Origin of the sequence: Roseateles sp. (assembly GCF_965229315.1) — a bacterium.
GTDB lineage: Bacteria > Pseudomonadota > Gammaproteobacteria > Burkholderiales > Burkholderiaceae_C > Pelomonas.
Genome location: NZ_CBDDJA010000002.1, coordinates 2,953,100 through 2,967,466, shown reverse-complemented (window position 1 = coordinate 2,967,466; position 14,367 = coordinate 2,953,100). Strand labels below are relative to the sequence as shown.

The 14,367-nt window shown below is 68.2% G+C and carries 10 protein-coding genes; 8 read left to right on the top strand and 2 right to left on the bottom strand.

Annotated features, from left to right (window positions below):
- Positions 1-34 precede the first annotated feature (34 nt).
- Entirely contained in the window at positions 35-721 is a 687-nt protein-coding gene (locus ACO07H_RS18560) for an N-acyl amino acid synthase FeeM domain-containing protein (protein ID WP_422016843.1), read from the top strand.
- Positions 722-791: 70 nt separating this feature from the next.
- Here the strand turns inward: ACO07H_RS18560 and ACO07H_RS18555 are convergent, their stop codons facing one another.
- Positions 792-3,506: a TonB-dependent receptor gene (locus ACO07H_RS18555; protein WP_422016841.1), complete on the bottom strand. Its 2,715-nt coding sequence runs from the start codon at positions 3,504-3,506 to the stop codon at positions 792-794.
- 463 nt (positions 3,507-3,969) lie between these two features.
- On the bottom strand, positions 3,970-4,704 hold the full coding sequence (locus tag ACO07H_RS18550) for an IclR family transcriptional regulator (RefSeq protein WP_422016839.1): 735 nt from the start codon (positions 4,702-4,704) through the stop codon (positions 3,970-3,972).
- Between the two features lie 70 nt (positions 4,705-4,774).
- Here ACO07H_RS18550 and ACO07H_RS18545 point away from each other — a divergent pair, with 70 nt between their 5' ends.
- The 7 genes from ACO07H_RS18545 to urtA all read left to right on the top strand — a co-directional run bounded on the left by ACO07H_RS18545 (position 4,775) and on the right by urtA (position 14,280).
- A complete protein-coding gene (locus ACO07H_RS18545; RefSeq protein ID WP_422016837.1) occupies positions 4,775-5,743 on the top strand; it encodes an MBL fold metallo-hydrolase in 969 nt (322 codons plus the stop codon).
- A gap of 234 nt (positions 5,744-5,977) precedes the next feature.
- Entirely contained in the window at positions 5,978-7,576 is a 1,599-nt protein-coding gene (locus ACO07H_RS18540; RefSeq protein WP_422016835.1) for an FAD-dependent oxidoreductase, read from the top strand.
- Positions 7,569-7,766, top strand: a complete 198-nt coding sequence (locus tag ACO07H_RS18535; RefSeq protein ID WP_422016833.1) for a DUF2783 domain-containing protein — start codon at positions 7,569-7,571, stop codon at positions 7,764-7,766. Before ACO07H_RS18540 ends, ACO07H_RS18535 begins: the two co-directional genes overlap by 8 nt.
- 21 nt (positions 7,767-7,787) lie before the next feature.
- Entirely contained in the window at positions 7,788-9,071 is a 1,284-nt protein-coding gene (gene hmgA, locus ACO07H_RS18530) for a homogentisate 1,2-dioxygenase (protein WP_422016831.1), read from the top strand.
- Complete coding sequence (gene fahA / locus ACO07H_RS18525) at positions 9,068-10,300, top strand: fumarylacetoacetase (protein WP_422016830.1); 1,233 nt, start codon at positions 9,068-9,070, stop codon at positions 10,298-10,300. Before hmgA ends, fahA begins: the two co-directional genes overlap by 4 nt.
- Before the next feature lie 72 nt (positions 10,301-10,372).
- A complete protein-coding gene (locus ACO07H_RS18520) occupies positions 10,373-12,739 on the top strand; it encodes a sugar MFS transporter (protein WP_422016828.1) in 2,367 nt (788 codons plus the stop codon).
- Positions 12,740-13,017: 278 nt separating this feature from the next.
- Positions 13,018-14,280 carry an urea ABC transporter substrate-binding protein gene (gene urtA, locus ACO07H_RS18515; RefSeq protein ID WP_422016826.1) on the top strand — a complete coding sequence of 421 codons (1,263 nt, stop codon included), beginning with the start codon at positions 13,018-13,020 and terminating at the stop codon, positions 14,278-14,280.
- Positions 14,281-14,367 lie beyond the last annotated feature (87 nt).

The window sequence follows — 14,367 nt, the reverse complement described above, 5'->3', positions numbered from 1 at the left end:
GGCCTAGTGATTTTTACCCCGCCAGGACGCTGTGATGATTCCCACCTTCGACGAGAGCCGGCATGCGCCGCTGAACCCCTTTGGCGGCCCGCCGCTGGAGTTGAACAGCGACTTCGGCTCGCTCGATGGCGACGCGCTCGACCTGGTGGAGCGGCGCTACGGTGACCGGGGCCTGGTCCTCACGCGGGAGCGCTACAGCAGCCGCAACGAGGATGGCGACATCGTCTGCACCGCCCGCGATGGCGAGCAGGTCGTGGGCACGTTGTCGGTGCGCCTGGACGGCAGCGGCGGCCTGCATGCCGACCTGCTGTTCGGCGCCGAACTGGCCGAGTGGCGCTCGGCCGGCGTGAAGCTCTGCGAGTTCGGCAGCCTGGCCGTGGACCGCCATTCGCACAACGCCAAGCGCGTGCTGGCGCAGATCTTCCATCTCGGCTACCTGCACGCGCACCGCCGCGAGGGCTGCGACCGTCTCGTCATCGAGGTCAACCCGCGCCATGTGGCCTTCTACCGCCGCTACCTGGGCCTGCTGCCGTACACGATGGCACGCCACAACCCGCGCGTGGATGCGCCGGCGGTGCTGATGAGCATCGACCTGCGCACCGTGCGCGAGCAGATCACCCTGTGGGGCGGGCGCCCCGAGATGCTGGCGGCCGCGCGCTGCCTGTACCCGCTCGCCTGGGATGAGGCCACCGAGGCCTCGATGCTGGCCAGGCTGCCCTGAGCAGCCCGGCGCTGGCACCATGAAAAAGGGCCCCGTGAGGGGCCCTGGTCGTTGGTGGGGGTGAGGCCGGTCAGAAGTCGTACGACGCACGTGCGTAGTACGAGCGGCCCACGGCGCTCGCATAGCGCGGGTCGTAGCCGGCCTGGAAGACCTGCGTCTGGTAGCTCAGCGGCGGGTCGCGGTCGGTCAGGTTGTGCACGCCCAGTGTCAGCGTGGTGCCCTTCAGTGGCTTCCAGGTGCCGAACAGGTCCAGCGTCGCGTAGTTGCTGACGCGGTTGGTGTCGTCCACGTCCACGTAGCCGGACTTGTAGTGGCCGGTCACGCCCAGGCTGTAGACGTCCTTGTTCCACACGGCCGTCAGCGTGTGCTGCCAGCGGAACACGGGGCCCGTGCCGACGTAGACGCCCACGTTCTGGTTCCACGGGCCGTCGGTGTAGTCCTGGTACTCGTACCTGGCAACGTAGGTGCTGTTCAGGCCGAAGGTGAACGTGCCCCAGTTGGAGCGCAGCCGGTAGTTGGCGTTGAGGTCGATGCCGTGCGTGTTGGTGCCGCCGAGGTTCTGCGTGCGCTCGTCCACGTAGCCGCAGTCCGAACCCGGGCAGGACGTGCCGTCGGTGGACAGGTGGCCGGTCGTGTCGCGGTGGAACAGGTAGCTGAAGGTCGGGTAGTTGGCCGGGTCGAACAGCGTGTTGTCGCCGATGGCGGCGATCTGGTTCTTCAGCCGCACCCACCAGAAGTCCACGCCGAAGTTCAGATCGGGCATGGGCTCGAAGGCGATGCCCAGGTTGGCCGTCTTGCTCTTCTCGGGCGCCAGCTTCAGGTTGCCGCCATTCAGGATCTGGAACTGCGCATTGCAGTTGTTGACCTTGGCGCCGGTGGGCACGCCGCCGGGGCAGGTCAGCGGGTCGTTGACGGTGCCGCTGTTGGTGAAGCTCTGCGCCGCGTTCAGCTCGTACAGCGACGGCGCGCGAAAGCCCGTCGAGTAGGCGCCGCGCAGCAGCACTTCCTTGACCGGCTGGAAGCGGAAGCTCACCTTGGGGTTGGTGGTGCTGCCGAAGTCGCTGTACTTGTCGTAGCGCACGGCGGCGGTCACCTCCAGCGACTTCAGCAGCGGCACGTTCAACTCGCCGTAGGCGGCCGACACGCGGCGCGAGCCGGCGTTGTAGGTGTCCGGGTCGATGCCGGTGGAGGCGACGACGATGGCCGCATAGTCGTGGTTGGCCTGCGTCGTGAACTTCTCGCTGCGCGTCTCGGCGCCCAGCGCCAGTGACACAGGGCGGCCGGCGCCGAACCAGTCCGACAGCTCGCGGCTGGCGCGTGCATCCAGGCCGGTGGTCGTGCCCTTGCCGTACATCACCGTGCCAACGGCCAGCGCCTGGTCGATGATGGCCTGGCCGGCGGCGTCCTGGTCGCCGAACGGGTTGATCTTGCCCGTCAGCACGCCTTCCTGGATCAGCAGGCCGTTGTTGTAGCCGCTGATGAGCTTCTCATTGACCTTGTTCTGGTTGTACGAGGCGCCCACCGTGTAGTCCCAGCCGGCCACGGTGCCGTCCAGGTTCAGCACCAGGCGCTGCTGGGTGTTCTTGTTCTCGTCGCCGCGCGCGCCGTTGGGCACGTCGCGCCACTTCACGTTCACGTAGCCAGGCTGGATCAGCGCGCCGCCGGCGGTCAGCGTCTTGCCGACCTTGCCGCCGTCGAAGGTCGCGCTCAGCGGGATGGTGGGCGTGAAACCGCTGCCGGAGTTGCCCGGGTAGTAGGGGTTGGGCGTGCCGTCGGGGCGCAGCGGGTTCTGGACCAGCGCGCCATAGGGCACGGGCGCGATGCGTGTCCAGACCGTGCTTTCGGTGCGGAAGTACTCGGCGCTCAGCGTGTGGTCGTCGCCCAGCTTGACCTGGCCCTTGAGCATGGCGGAGTCGCGCTGCGACTTGGGCACGTAGTCGACGTAGCTGGACGTCGTCATGTAGCACGACAGGTTGTCGCCGGCCGGGATCAGGAAGGTGCCCTTGCCGCAGGTCGGCGCGGCCGGATTGGCCACATCGCCCGCCTGGTAGTAGTTGCCCGGCGATGTGGAGCCCGACAGGCCGCCGGCGTAGCGCGTGTTGAACGGGCGCTGCGTGCCGCTGATGGCGTCCTGGCGCTGCGCGTCGATGAAGCCGAAGACGTTGAAGCCCTGCTTGTCCAGGTCGCCGAAGCCGAAGCCGGCGTTGGCGTTCTTGGTCTTGCCGCCCGGGTGCTGGGGCGACTCGTAGCTGACCGACACCGTGCCGCCCTGGTAGTCGCGGCGGGTGATGAAGTTGATGACGCCGCCGATGGCGTCCGTGCCGTACAGCGACGATGCCCCGTCGCGCAGCACCTCGACGCGGTCCAGCGCGGCGAAGGGGATCATGTTCAGGTCGGGCGCCGAGCCGTCGAACGCGTTGTTCGCGATGCGCCGGCCGTTCAGCAGCACCAGCGTCTTGTTGGCGCCGATGCCGCGCATGTCGGCGAACGACGCACCGCCGGTCGAGGCGCCCACGGCCTGGCTGGTGCCCACGCTGGCTTGGCTGGCGGTCAGGCTGCTGAGGATCTGCTCGACCGTGGTGATGCCCTGCTGCTTCATCTCGGTCATCTTGAAGACCGTGACGGGCACCGACGTCTCGGCGTCCAGGCGCTTGATGGCCGAACCGGTCACCGTCACCCGCTCGATCTGCTGCGGCTCCGTGGTGTCCTGGGCCTGTTGGGCCCAGGCGTTCAAACCGCCCACGGTCATCAGGACCGCGGCGGCAATTTTGGTGGGTTGATGCATGACTGCTCCAGAAAAATAAGGCAAACGGATGGTTGCCCGATGTGCCGGCCGGGGGTTGATTCGCGCTGGATACAGGGCGGTGGCCGGTCGTTCGAATTTTCTGGCGGCAGTCGTTCCGCGACGGATCGGCAAACCCCTGGATGCCGTGTAAACCTGCGTGTCGCCTCGGTAATTCAATGCCATGTCTTTGATTGGCAATGACTTTTCGGCATCCGTCGCGCGTTCTCCGGGCCCGCGGGGTGTGCATTTAGCCAACTGGCAACGCTACTTCATACAAGTGGTGCCGGCGTACATATTCTCGAATGTGTCAGCGCCCGCTGGTTTATCTCGGCCACCTTGTGCCCAGTATCAAGGCCTGCGTATCACGATTTTGGTGCGCCGCATTTCATTGCGATATGTAAATATCGCGAACAGTATTGCTGGATTGAAAAAATGGTTTGCGCTGAACGGTGCTGCGCAGCCGTCAACGACCGAGCCGGCGCGACAGGACCGCGGCGGCCTCGCGCAGCGTCGCGGCCAGCACGCCATCCGGCGCGGTGTCGAAGCTGGCGCTCGGGCCGATGGCCGTCAACGCGAGCACCAGGCGCCCCGAGGCCTCGAAGACCGGGGCCGCCGCCGCGCTGACACCGGCTACCACGCCGTCTCGCGACGTCGCCAGCCCGGCGTCGCGCACGGCGGCCAGCGTGGCCTCGTCCGGCAGTGGTTCCGCCAGCGCCGCCGCTTCCGCGGTACGCCAGGCCGCAAAGAGTCGGCCGGACGCCGTGCCCGCCAGGCTCATCACCGTGCCGTGGCGCATGCTGATGTGCACCGGCGTCGGCCCCTCGGCCACGCGCACGATGGTGGGGCCGCGCGTGCCCCACACGGCGATGGCCACCGTGTGCCGCAGTTGCAGCGCCAGGTCCTCGATGACCGGTGTGGCCAGCCGCACCGGGTCGTACTGCTGCAGGCTGATGAGGCCCAGTTGCAGCGCCAGCGGCCCCAGGCCGTAAAAGCCCGACCGGCCGCTGCCGCCGTCCTGCTCCACCAGGCCCAGCTTGATGAAGCTCACTAGGTAGGGGTGGGCCTTGGCTGGCGTCATGCCGGCTTCGCGCGCCAGGTCCTTCAGCGCCATCGGCCGGCCATGGTGGGCCAGCGCCCGCAGCAATTGCCCACCGACTTCGATGCTCTGGATGCCCCGCGGTGCCTTGGTGTCGCCCATGCTGAAAATTCTATATTGGTGAATTCATTTGGATTAGGCTAAATTTCGGACCTGACGTTGGAGACCCCGCATGAGCACCAAAGCCTTCGCCTCGCAAGCCGACCTGGAAGAAAAGCAGGTCACCTTCGAGCGCCTGTCCGAGCACGCCTGGGCCTACACGGCCGAGGGCGACCCCAACACCGGCATCGTCATCGGCCGCGACGCGGCCATGGTGATCGACACCCAGGCCACGCCGGTGATGGCGGCCGACGTGATCCGCCGCATCCGCGAGGTGAGCCCCGTGCCCATCAAGTACGTGCTGCTCAGCCACTACCACGCGGTGCGCGTGCTGGGCGCCGCCGCCTTCAAGGCCGAGGGCCTGGAGCAGGTCATTGCCAGCGACGCGACGCTGGCGCTCATCCAGGAGCGCGGCGAGCAGGACAAGGCCAGCGAGATCGGCCGCTTCCCGCGCCTGTTCCGCAACGTCGAGTCCGTGCCTGCCGGCCTCACCTGGCCCACGCTGACGTTCTCCGGCCGGCTGACGCTGGACCTGGGCGGCGTCAAGGTCGAGATGTTCTCGCCCGGGCGCGGCCACACGGCGGGCGACACCGTCGCCTGGCTGCCCGAGGAGCGGGTCCTGTTCAGCGGCGACCTCGTCGAGTTCCACGCCACGCCCTATTGCGGCGACGCCCACTTCGCCGACTGGCCCGCCACGCTGGATGCCATCGCCGCGCTGGACGCTGCGGCCCTGGTGCCGGGCCGCGGCCCCGCGCTGAAGGGCGCCGAGCAGGTGGCCGCGGGCCTTGCCGGCACGCGCGCCTTCGTCAGCGAGCTGTACGCGGCGGTGCAGCGCGGCGTGGCGGCGGGCGAGGAGCTCAAGGCCGTCTACCAGCGCACGATGGCGGCGCTGCGGCCCAAGTACGGCCACTGGGTCATCTTCGACCACTGCATGCCGTTCGACGTGACGCGCGCCTACGACGAGGCCGGCGGCACGTCCCACCCGCGCATCTGGACGGCCGAGCGCGATGTGGAGATGTGGAAGGCCCTCGAAGGCGCCTGACATGGAGCCCCTCGTCCAAGGCCTACCTTGGCCAGGACCGCTCTGCGGCCAGCGGCCACAGAGCTTCGGCAGGCACAGGTCGTCCACTGGACGCCCTGTGTCCGGCCTCAGCCCCCGCGGGGACGGCGATGCTTGGCGCGTCGAGCGACAAGCACATCGCCAGATCGGCCCGGCTTGGGAGCGGCCCGGCGCTCGGCCCGCGCCTGTGCACGACGTGATCGAAGAGTTGATGTGATGGACTTGCCGCGCTACCCCTATCACCAGACGCTGGAACAGCGCTCCGGCCAGCCGCAGCGCCGCCCGGTCGTCATCGTCGGGGCCGGCCCCGTCGGGCTGACGCTGGCGCTGGACCTCGCGAAGCGGGACGTGCCGGTCGTCGTCATCGACGACAGCGACCGCATCGGCGAGGGCTCGCGTGCCGTCTGCTGGGCCAAGAAGACGCTGGAGGTGTTCGACCGCCTCGGTGTCGGCGAGGCCGTCGCGCGCGAAGGCGTGCGCTGGCAGCGCGGCCGCGTGTTCCACGGCGAGTGCGAGGCCTATGCTTTCGACCTGCTGCCCGAGTCGCATCACAAGATGCCGGCGATGGTGAACCTGCAGCAGGACCAGGTGGAGGCGCGCCTGGTGCGCGCCGCGCAGCTGGACGGCCGCATCGAGCTGCGCGGCAGGCACGAGCTGATCGGGCTGGAGCAGGACGCTGAAGACCCGTCCCAGGGCGTCACGCTCACCGTGCGCACGCCCGACGGCCTGTTCGACATGCGCGCCGACTGGGTCGTCGGCTGCGACGGTGCGCGCAGCCCCACACGCACGCTGCTGGGGCTGAGCTTCACGGGCCAGGTCTTCGAGGACCGCTTCCTGATCGCCGACGTGCGCTTGGGCGCCGGCGTGCGGCCACGTGGGCTCGACCCGGCCAGGCCCGAGCGCTGGTTCTGGTTCGACCCGCCGTTCCACCGCGGGCAGTCCGTGCTGCTGCATGCCCAGGCCGACGGCCTGTGGCGCATCGACTTCCAGCTCGGCCGTAATGCGGACGTGGAGGCCGAGCGCAATGTCGACCGCATCAAGGCGCGCGTTGCGCAGATGCTGGACACCGAGGGCTTCGAGCTTGTCTGGTCGTCCATCTACCAGTTCTGCTGCCGCCGCGCTTCAGCGTTTCGCGTGGGCCGCGTGCTGCTGGCGGGCGACGCGGCGCACCAGGTCTCGCCGTTCGGCGCGCGCGGCGCCAACAGCGGCGTGCAGGACGCCGACAACCTCGGCTGGAAGCTCGCCGCCGTCGTGAAAGGCGAGGGTGGCCGCGATGGCCTGGCGCTGCTGGACAGCTACGAGGCCGAGCGCATCGCCGCGGCCGACGACAACATCGGCCACTCCACGCGCGCCACCGACTTCATCAGCCCCAAGAGCGCGTTGAGCCTGCGATTCCGCCGGGCGGCGCTGGACTTGGCGGCGCATGCCGAGTTCGCGAAGCCGCTGGTCAACAGCGGGCGGCTGTCCATGCCCACCGACATGGGCGGCTCCGCGTTGAACACGCCCGACGCGGATGCCTGGGTCGGCGGGCCCGCGCCCGGCTGCCCCGCGCCCGACGCGCCGCTGGAAAGCGGCTGGCTCAGCGAACAATGGCATGGCGAGTTCACGCTGCTGGCCTTTGGCGATGCAGTGGACGTCGATGGCCGCGTGCTGGTGCTGCCGGCCGACGGCATCGCGGCGCAGCGCTATGCCGCGCAGCCCGGCTGCGTCTACCTGGTCCGGCCGGACGCTGTCGTCGCGGCGCGCTGGCGGCGTTTCGATGCTGCTGCCTTCCGCGCCGCGCTGGCCCGCGCCTATGGGAGGCCCCATGAGTAAATTGACTCTGACCCCAAATTTCGGGCGGGAGGCGGATGCTTTCTACGCCGAGTTGATCGCCGCCCAGGTGGGCTTGAGCGATGACGCGGCGGCCGACTGGCTGGCGCGGCTGACCCTGATCCTGTGCAACCACATCGGCGACCGCGAGGTGCTGCGTGAAGCCTTTGCGCTTGCGCGCAAACCGCAGTGACTCACCGGCCCACAAGACACCATGACTGAACTGACTTACCTCACGGGTTTCGGCAACCAGCACAGCAGCGAGGCCGTCCCGGGTGCGCTGCCCGTCGGCCGCAACAGCCCACAGAAGGCGCCGCACGGCCTGTATGCCGAGCTGCTGTCCGGCAGTGCCTTCACCGCGCCGCGCGCCGACAACCAGCGCACCTGGCTGTACCGCCGCAAGCCGTCAGTCGTTGTCGGCGGCTACGCGCCGTTGGCGCATGCGCTGTGGAAGAGCGGCGCGGCGCAAGGCGAGTGCGCACCGCCCGACCCGCTGCGCTGGGGTCCCACGCCGCTGGACGGTGACGGCGACTTCGTCGACGGCTTGCGCAGTTATGCCGTCAACGGCGAGGTGGGCATCGCGGGCATGGGCGCGCTGGCCTATGTCGCCACGAAGGCCATGGGCCGCCGCGCGCTGGTCAATGCCGACGCCGAGATGCTGCTGGTGCCGCAGCAGGGCCGGTTGCTGGTGACGACCGAGCTGGGCCGCCTGCACGTGGCACCCGGCTCCATCGCGCTGCTGCCGCGCGGCATGGCCTTCAAGGTCGATCCGCTGGACGGCACAGCGCGCGGCTATGTCTGCGAGAACTTTGGCGCCGCGATGCGCCTGCCGGAGCTGGGGCCCATCGGCTCCAACGGCCTGGCCAACCCGCGCGACTTCGAGGCGCCGGTGGCTTGGCATGAGCAGCAGAATGGGGATTACGAAATCGTCAAGCGCTACGGCGGCAAGCTCTGGCGCGCGACGCAGGCGCACAGCCCGTTCAACGTCGTCGCCTGGCATGGCAACCTCGTGCCGTACCGCTGGGACACGGCGCGCTTCATGACGATCAACACCGTCAGCTTCGACCACCCCGACCCCAGCATCTTCACCGTGCTGACCAGCCCCAGCGACACGCCCGGCTGGGCCAACGTGGACTTCGTCATCTTCCCGCCGCGCTGGATGGTGGCCGAGGACACCTTCCGCCCGCCCTGGTACCACCGTAACGTGATGAGCGAGTTCATGGGCCTGGTGCTGGGCCAGTACGACGCCAAGCCCGAGGGCTTCAAGCCCGGCGGCGCCAGCCTGCACAACAGCTATGTGCCGCACGGCCCCGACAGCGAGGCCTTCGACAAGGCCAGCAACGCAGAGCTCAAGCCGCACAAGCTGGATGCCACGCTGGCCTTCATGTTCGAGACGCGTTGGCCACTCAAGCCCACCGCCTGGGCGCTCAACGACGCACCTCTGGAGACGACCTATGCCCACTGCTGGCAGGGTTTGAAGGAAGAATTCAACGCATGAGCATCGATCACACGCACGACGTCGCGGCCCGCTCCTGGGTCGCCTCGGCCAACGACCCAGCCACCGACTTCCCGCTGCAGAACCTGCCGTTCTGCAGCTTCCGCCGCGCCGGCACGCTGGAGCCGTTCCGCGTGGGCGTGGGCATCGGCGACCAGATCCTGGACCTGAGCGACTGGGGCATCGCCGACCTGAACGCGCTGATGGCCCGCCCGAGCGCGGAGCGGCGCGCGCTGCGCCACCGCCTGTTCGACACGCTGAAGGCCGGCGCGCCCGAGGTCGAGCTGGTGCCGCAGGCGCAAGCCGAGTACACGCTGCCCTGCCGCATCGGCGACTACACCGACTTCTACACCGGCATCCACCACGCCCGCGCCATCGGCAAGCTGTTCCGCCCCGACAACCCGCTGCTGCCCAACTACCAGTGGGTGCCCATCGGCTACCACGGCCGCAGCTCCTCCATCGTCGTCAGCGGCACGCCGCTGCGCCGGCCCCGGGGCCAGGTCAAGCTGCCGGACGCCGACGTGCCGGTCTTCAAGCCCAGCGCGCGCATCGACTGCGAGCTGGAGCTGGGCCTGTTCGTCGGCCCCGGCAACGCGCTGGGCGAGCCGTTCGGCATCGACGAGGCCGACGATCACGCCTTTGGCCTGACGCTGCTGAACGACTGGTCGGCGCGCGACATCCAGCCCTGGGAGTACCAGCCGCTGGGGCCCTTCCTGGCCAAGAACTTCGGCACGACCATCTCGCCGTGGATCGTCACGATGGAGGCGCTGGAGCCGTTCCGCATCCCGTTCACGCGGCCCGAAGGCGACCCGCAGCCGCTGCCGTACCTCGACTCGCCCGCGCACCGTGCGAACGCGGCGTTCGACATCGAGCTGGAGGTCTGGTTCAAGACGCCCGCCATGGCCGAACCGACGCGCATCTCCCGCTCCAACCTGCGGCATGCCTACTGGTCTCTGGCGCAGATGCTGACCCACCACGCCAGCAATGGCTGCAACCTGCAGCCGGGCGACCTGCTGGGCACCGGCACCATCAGTGGCCCGGCACCGGAAGAGGCCGGCTCGCTGCTGGAGCTGACCGGTGGCGGCAAGCAGCCGATCACGTTGCCCAACGGCGAAACGAGAACCTTCGTGCTCGATGGCGACCAATTGGGCCTGCGCGCCCATGCCGAGAAGCCGGGCTTTCGCCGCATCGGCTTCGGCGCCTGCGACGGCGTGATCCTGCCCGCGCGCTGAAGCTTGCACGGGGCATGCGCCTTCGGGTGTGTGCCAGTGGCGCCGCGGCGGGCGGCTGGCGATCATGGTCCGATGACCTCGACCACCACGCCGTCACCCCGCAGCCAGGGCGCGCTGCTGCCCATGCTCTTCATCGGGCTGATGTTCTTCATCCTGGGTTTCGCAACCTGGCTGAACGGCTCGCTGATCCCGTTCCTGAAGATCGTCTGCGCGCTCAGCAACTTCCAGGCGCTGTGGGTCGCGTTCGCGTTCTACATCGCCTACACGGTGATGGCGCTGCCGTCGGCCGCCATCCTGGCGCGCATCGGCTACAAGCGCGGCATGACGCTGGCGCTGGGTGTCATGGCGCTGGGCTCGCTGGCCTTCATCCCGGCGGCGTGGTCGGGGCAGTACGCGGTGTTCCTGGCCGCGCTGTTCACGCTGGCCAGCGGCATGACGCTGATGCAGACGGCCATCAACCCCTACATCGTCTGCATCGGTCCGCGCGAGAGCGCCGCCATGCGCATCTCCATCATGGGCCTGTTCAACAAGGGCGCCGGCATCGTCGTGCCGCTGGTGTTCTCGGCGTTGATCCTGTCGGGCATGGAGCGCTTCTCCGAACCGGCGCTGGCCGCGCTGGACACCGCCGGCCGCGAGGCGTTGCGGGCGGAGCTGGCGCAGCGGCTGGTGTTCCCGTATGCCGTCATGTCCGCGGGGCTGCTGGCGTTCATGGCACTGATCCATTTCTCGTCGCTGCGCGAGCCGGCACTGGAATCGGCCGATGAGCAGTCGGGCGCGGTCAAGCGCTGGGGCGTGTTCCAGCATCCGCAGGTCGTGCTGGGCGCCATCGCGCTGTTCGGCTACGTCGGCGTGGAAGTCATCGCCGGCGACACCATCGGCCTGTACGGTCGCGAGCTGGGCGTGGCGCACTACGGCGTGCTGACCTCGTACACCATGGGCTTCATGGTGTTGGGCTACCTGCTGGGCGTGCTGTTGATTCCGCGCCGGCTGTCGCAGCGGGGCGCGCTGCTGCTCTCGGCCGGCAGCGGGCTGCTGTTCTCCGCCGGCATCGCGCTGACGTCCGCGTCCAGCACGGCGATGTCGCAGGCGCTGTTCGGCTGGGCGGGCGTACCGCCGGTGCCGGACACCGTGCTGTGCCTGGCGCTGCTGGGCCTGTCCAACGCGCTGGTGTGGCCCTCCGTGTGGCCGCTGGCGCTGGAGGGCCTGGGGCGCTACACGGCGGCGGGCTCGGCGCTGCTCATCATGGGCATTGCTGGCGGCGCGCTGATCCCCATGCTGTACGGCCACCTGGCGGACGCCTGTTCGCCGCAGCGTGGCTACTGGGTCATGCTGCCCTGGTACGGGCTGATCCTGCTGTACGCGCTGTTCGGCAGCCGCCTGCGGCGCTGGGGCCGACGGGCCCAGGTTTTCCCGAGGCGGCACCTGGGTGAGGGGCGTGGGAGGTTCACCAGTGGAACTGCCGGGCTGCGGGCGCTACTCATGCGTGAATCCGCGCGCGTGTCGAGCGAGGCCTGGGTTCATCGCCCCACACCCTCAACCGCGCCCCACGCTCAATCGCCCGAAGGACCTGGCATGGCAACGATCTCCAGCAACTACAACACCGCAATGCGCAACTTCACGGCGCTGACCGCCAAGGCCGCGCCGACGTTGAAGAACAAGGGCCAGGAGGCCGGCCTCAAGAAGCTGCTGATGGTGATGAAGGGCGGCAAGACGCTGGAGCAGCGCATCCAGGACTACGAAGCGGCGCTCGCTGCCGTCAGTGCCTGCAAGGACGACAACCTGAAGGCGCTGCCTGGCCTGATGAAGAACGTCACCACGGCCCTGACCAAGATGAACGAGGGCTTGAAGAAGAACATGGACGAGTACGAGTCGCAGGCCAAGGTGCTCGGCCCGACCGATGCCGAGATGAAGGCAGGCTTCGAGATCCTCAGCCAGCGCATGGATGCGCTGCGCAAGTATGCGAAGACCGAGGTGGTGCAGGTGGCCGCGGGCGTCGAGAAGCGCCTGGGCAAGCAGTCCTCCACGCAGGACGTGCTCAACAAGAACCTCAAGATGGTCTACCTGGGCATCAAGAAGGGATCGGCCGAGTTCGAGGCGGCGCTCAAGCAGTTCATCGCCAAGCCGACCGAGCAGAACCTGAAGGAGGCGCTGTGCTCCAGCACGCAGGCTCGCTCCATCTCCGTGGCGGTGACGCACTGGAAGACCACGGTGCTGAAGGCGGCGCCCGGCCTGACCGACAAGCTGCGCGCGGACCCCATCCATCTGCTCACGCACATCAACGACCCGGCCCAGAACAAGGACTTCAAGCACTGGGAAGGCAAGTTCGCCATGGACAAGGACGGCTGGGAAGACCGCGCCAAGGCGCAGGCCAAGAAGTACCTTGACCAGGTGAAGCACTGGCGGACGATGGCCGAGGAGATCAAGGCCCTGGTGGAGTGACGGTTGCTTCGTCGGACGCAGGCGCCACCTGCCTGCCCTGAGCCGACGACCTCTTCGTTGTCTGCGCCGCTCCGCGTCCGTGCCGAGCGGCGCGGTCGTTTTTGCGTGCGCGGTGCACCGTTGTTGCACCCGCGCACCAGCGTGGGCATCCGGTGCGTGCGTCTGCACCATCGGCGAGCGGTGCCGTCACGAAACCTCACGGGATGCGTTGGCACGCCCCTTGCGCGTGCAAGGTCTGGCTACTCGACCCTCATCCCAAACCCTCTGGAGGAATCCCGATGCTTCGCCGTTCCGCTCTTGCGCTGGCCGCTGCCGCGACCCTGATTTCCCCCGCCGCGGTCATCTCCGCCCAGGCCGCCGACACCATCAAGGTCGGCGTGCTGCACTCGCTGTCGGGCACCATGGCCATCTCCGAGACGGTGTTGAAGGACACCGTGCTGATGGCCATCGACGAGATCAACGCCAAGGGCGGGCTGCTGGGCAAGAAGCTGGAACCCGTCGTCGTCGACCCCGCCTCCAACTGGCCGCTGTTCGCCGAGAAGGCCAAGCAGCTCATCAGCCAGGACAAGGTGGCCGTGGTGTTCGGCTGCTGGACGTCGGTGAGCCGCAAGTCGGTGCTGCCGGTGTTCGAGCAGACCAATTCGCTGCTGTTCTACCCGGTGCAGTACGAGGGTGAAGAGCTGAGCAAGAACGTGTTCTACACGGGGGCCGCGCCCAACCAGCAGGCCATTCCCGCCGTCGAATACCTGATGAGCAAGGACGGCGGGGCTGCCCGCCGCTTCGTGCTGCTGGGCACCGACTACGTCTACCCGCGCACGACCAACAAGATCCTGCGCGCCTTCCTGAAGAGCAAAGGCATCGCCGACGCCGACATCATGGAGGACTACACCCCCTTCGGCCACGCCGACTACCAGAGCATCATTGCCAAGATCAAGAAGTTCTCGTCCGAGGGCAAGAAGACCGCGGTGGTGTCGACGATCAACGGCGACTCCAACGTGCCCTTCTACAAGGAACTGGGCAACCAGGGCCTGAAGGCGACGGACGTGCCGGTGGTGGCGTTCTCGGTCGGTGAGGAAGAGCTGCGCGGCGTGGACACCAAGCCGCTGGTGGGTCACCTGGCCGCGTGGAACTACTTCATGTCGATCAAGAACCCGGTGAACGACGCCTTCATCAAGAAGTGGAGCGACTACGCCAAGGCCAAGGGCATCGCCGGCCACAAGGACAAGCCGCTGACCAACGACCCGATGGAGGCCACCTACATCGGCATCAACATGTGGGCGCAGGCGGTCAAGAAGGCCGGCAGCACCGACACCGACAAGGTCATCGCCGCGATGGCCGGCCAGACCTTCCCGGCGCCGTCGGGCATCACGTCCAAGATGGACGAGAAGAACCACCACCTGCACAAGTCGGTGTTCATCGGCGAGATCAAGGCGGACGGCCAGTTCAACGTGGTGTGGAAGACGCCCGGCCCGGTCAAGGCCCAGCCGTGGAGCCCCTACATCCCCGAGAACAAGGGCAAGAAGGACGAGCCCACGAAGTAAGACCACCCCCTGCCGCAGCGAAGCTGCGGCCCCCGCAAGGGGGCACTGCCAATGGACCGGCAAAGCCGGCTCCATGGCAGTCGCTGG

Coding starts and splice junctions, on each gene's coding strand:
- ACO07H_RS18535 (WP_422016833.1), top strand. CDS start 7,569: ATGAGTAAATTGACTCTGACCCCAAATTTCGGGCGGGAGGCGGATGCT.
- fahA (WP_422016830.1), top strand. CDS start 9,068: ATGAGCATCGATCACACGCACGACGTCGCGGCCCGCTCCTGGGTCGCC.
- ACO07H_RS18555 (WP_422016841.1), bottom strand. CDS start 3,506: ATGCATCAACCCACCAAAATTGCCGCCGCGGTCCTGATGACCGTGGGC.
- ACO07H_RS18560 (WP_422016843.1), top strand. CDS start 35: ATGATTCCCACCTTCGACGAGAGCCGGCATGCGCCGCTGAACCCCTTT.
- ACO07H_RS18545 (WP_422016837.1), top strand. CDS start 4,775: ATGAGCACCAAAGCCTTCGCCTCGCAAGCCGACCTGGAAGAAAAGCAG.
- urtA (WP_422016826.1), top strand. CDS start 13,018: ATGCTTCGCCGTTCCGCTCTTGCGCTGGCCGCTGCCGCGACCCTGATT.
- hmgA (WP_422016831.1), top strand. CDS start 7,788: ATGACTGAACTGACTTACCTCACGGGTTTCGGCAACCAGCACAGCAGC.
- ACO07H_RS18540 (WP_422016835.1), top strand. CDS start 5,978: ATGGACTTGCCGCGCTACCCCTATCACCAGACGCTGGAACAGCGCTCC.
- ACO07H_RS18550 (WP_422016839.1), bottom strand. CDS start 4,704: ATGGGCGACACCAAGGCACCGCGGGGCATCCAGAGCATCGAAGTCGGT.
- ACO07H_RS18520 (WP_422016828.1), top strand. CDS start 10,373: ATGACCTCGACCACCACGCCGTCACCCCGCAGCCAGGGCGCGCTGCTG.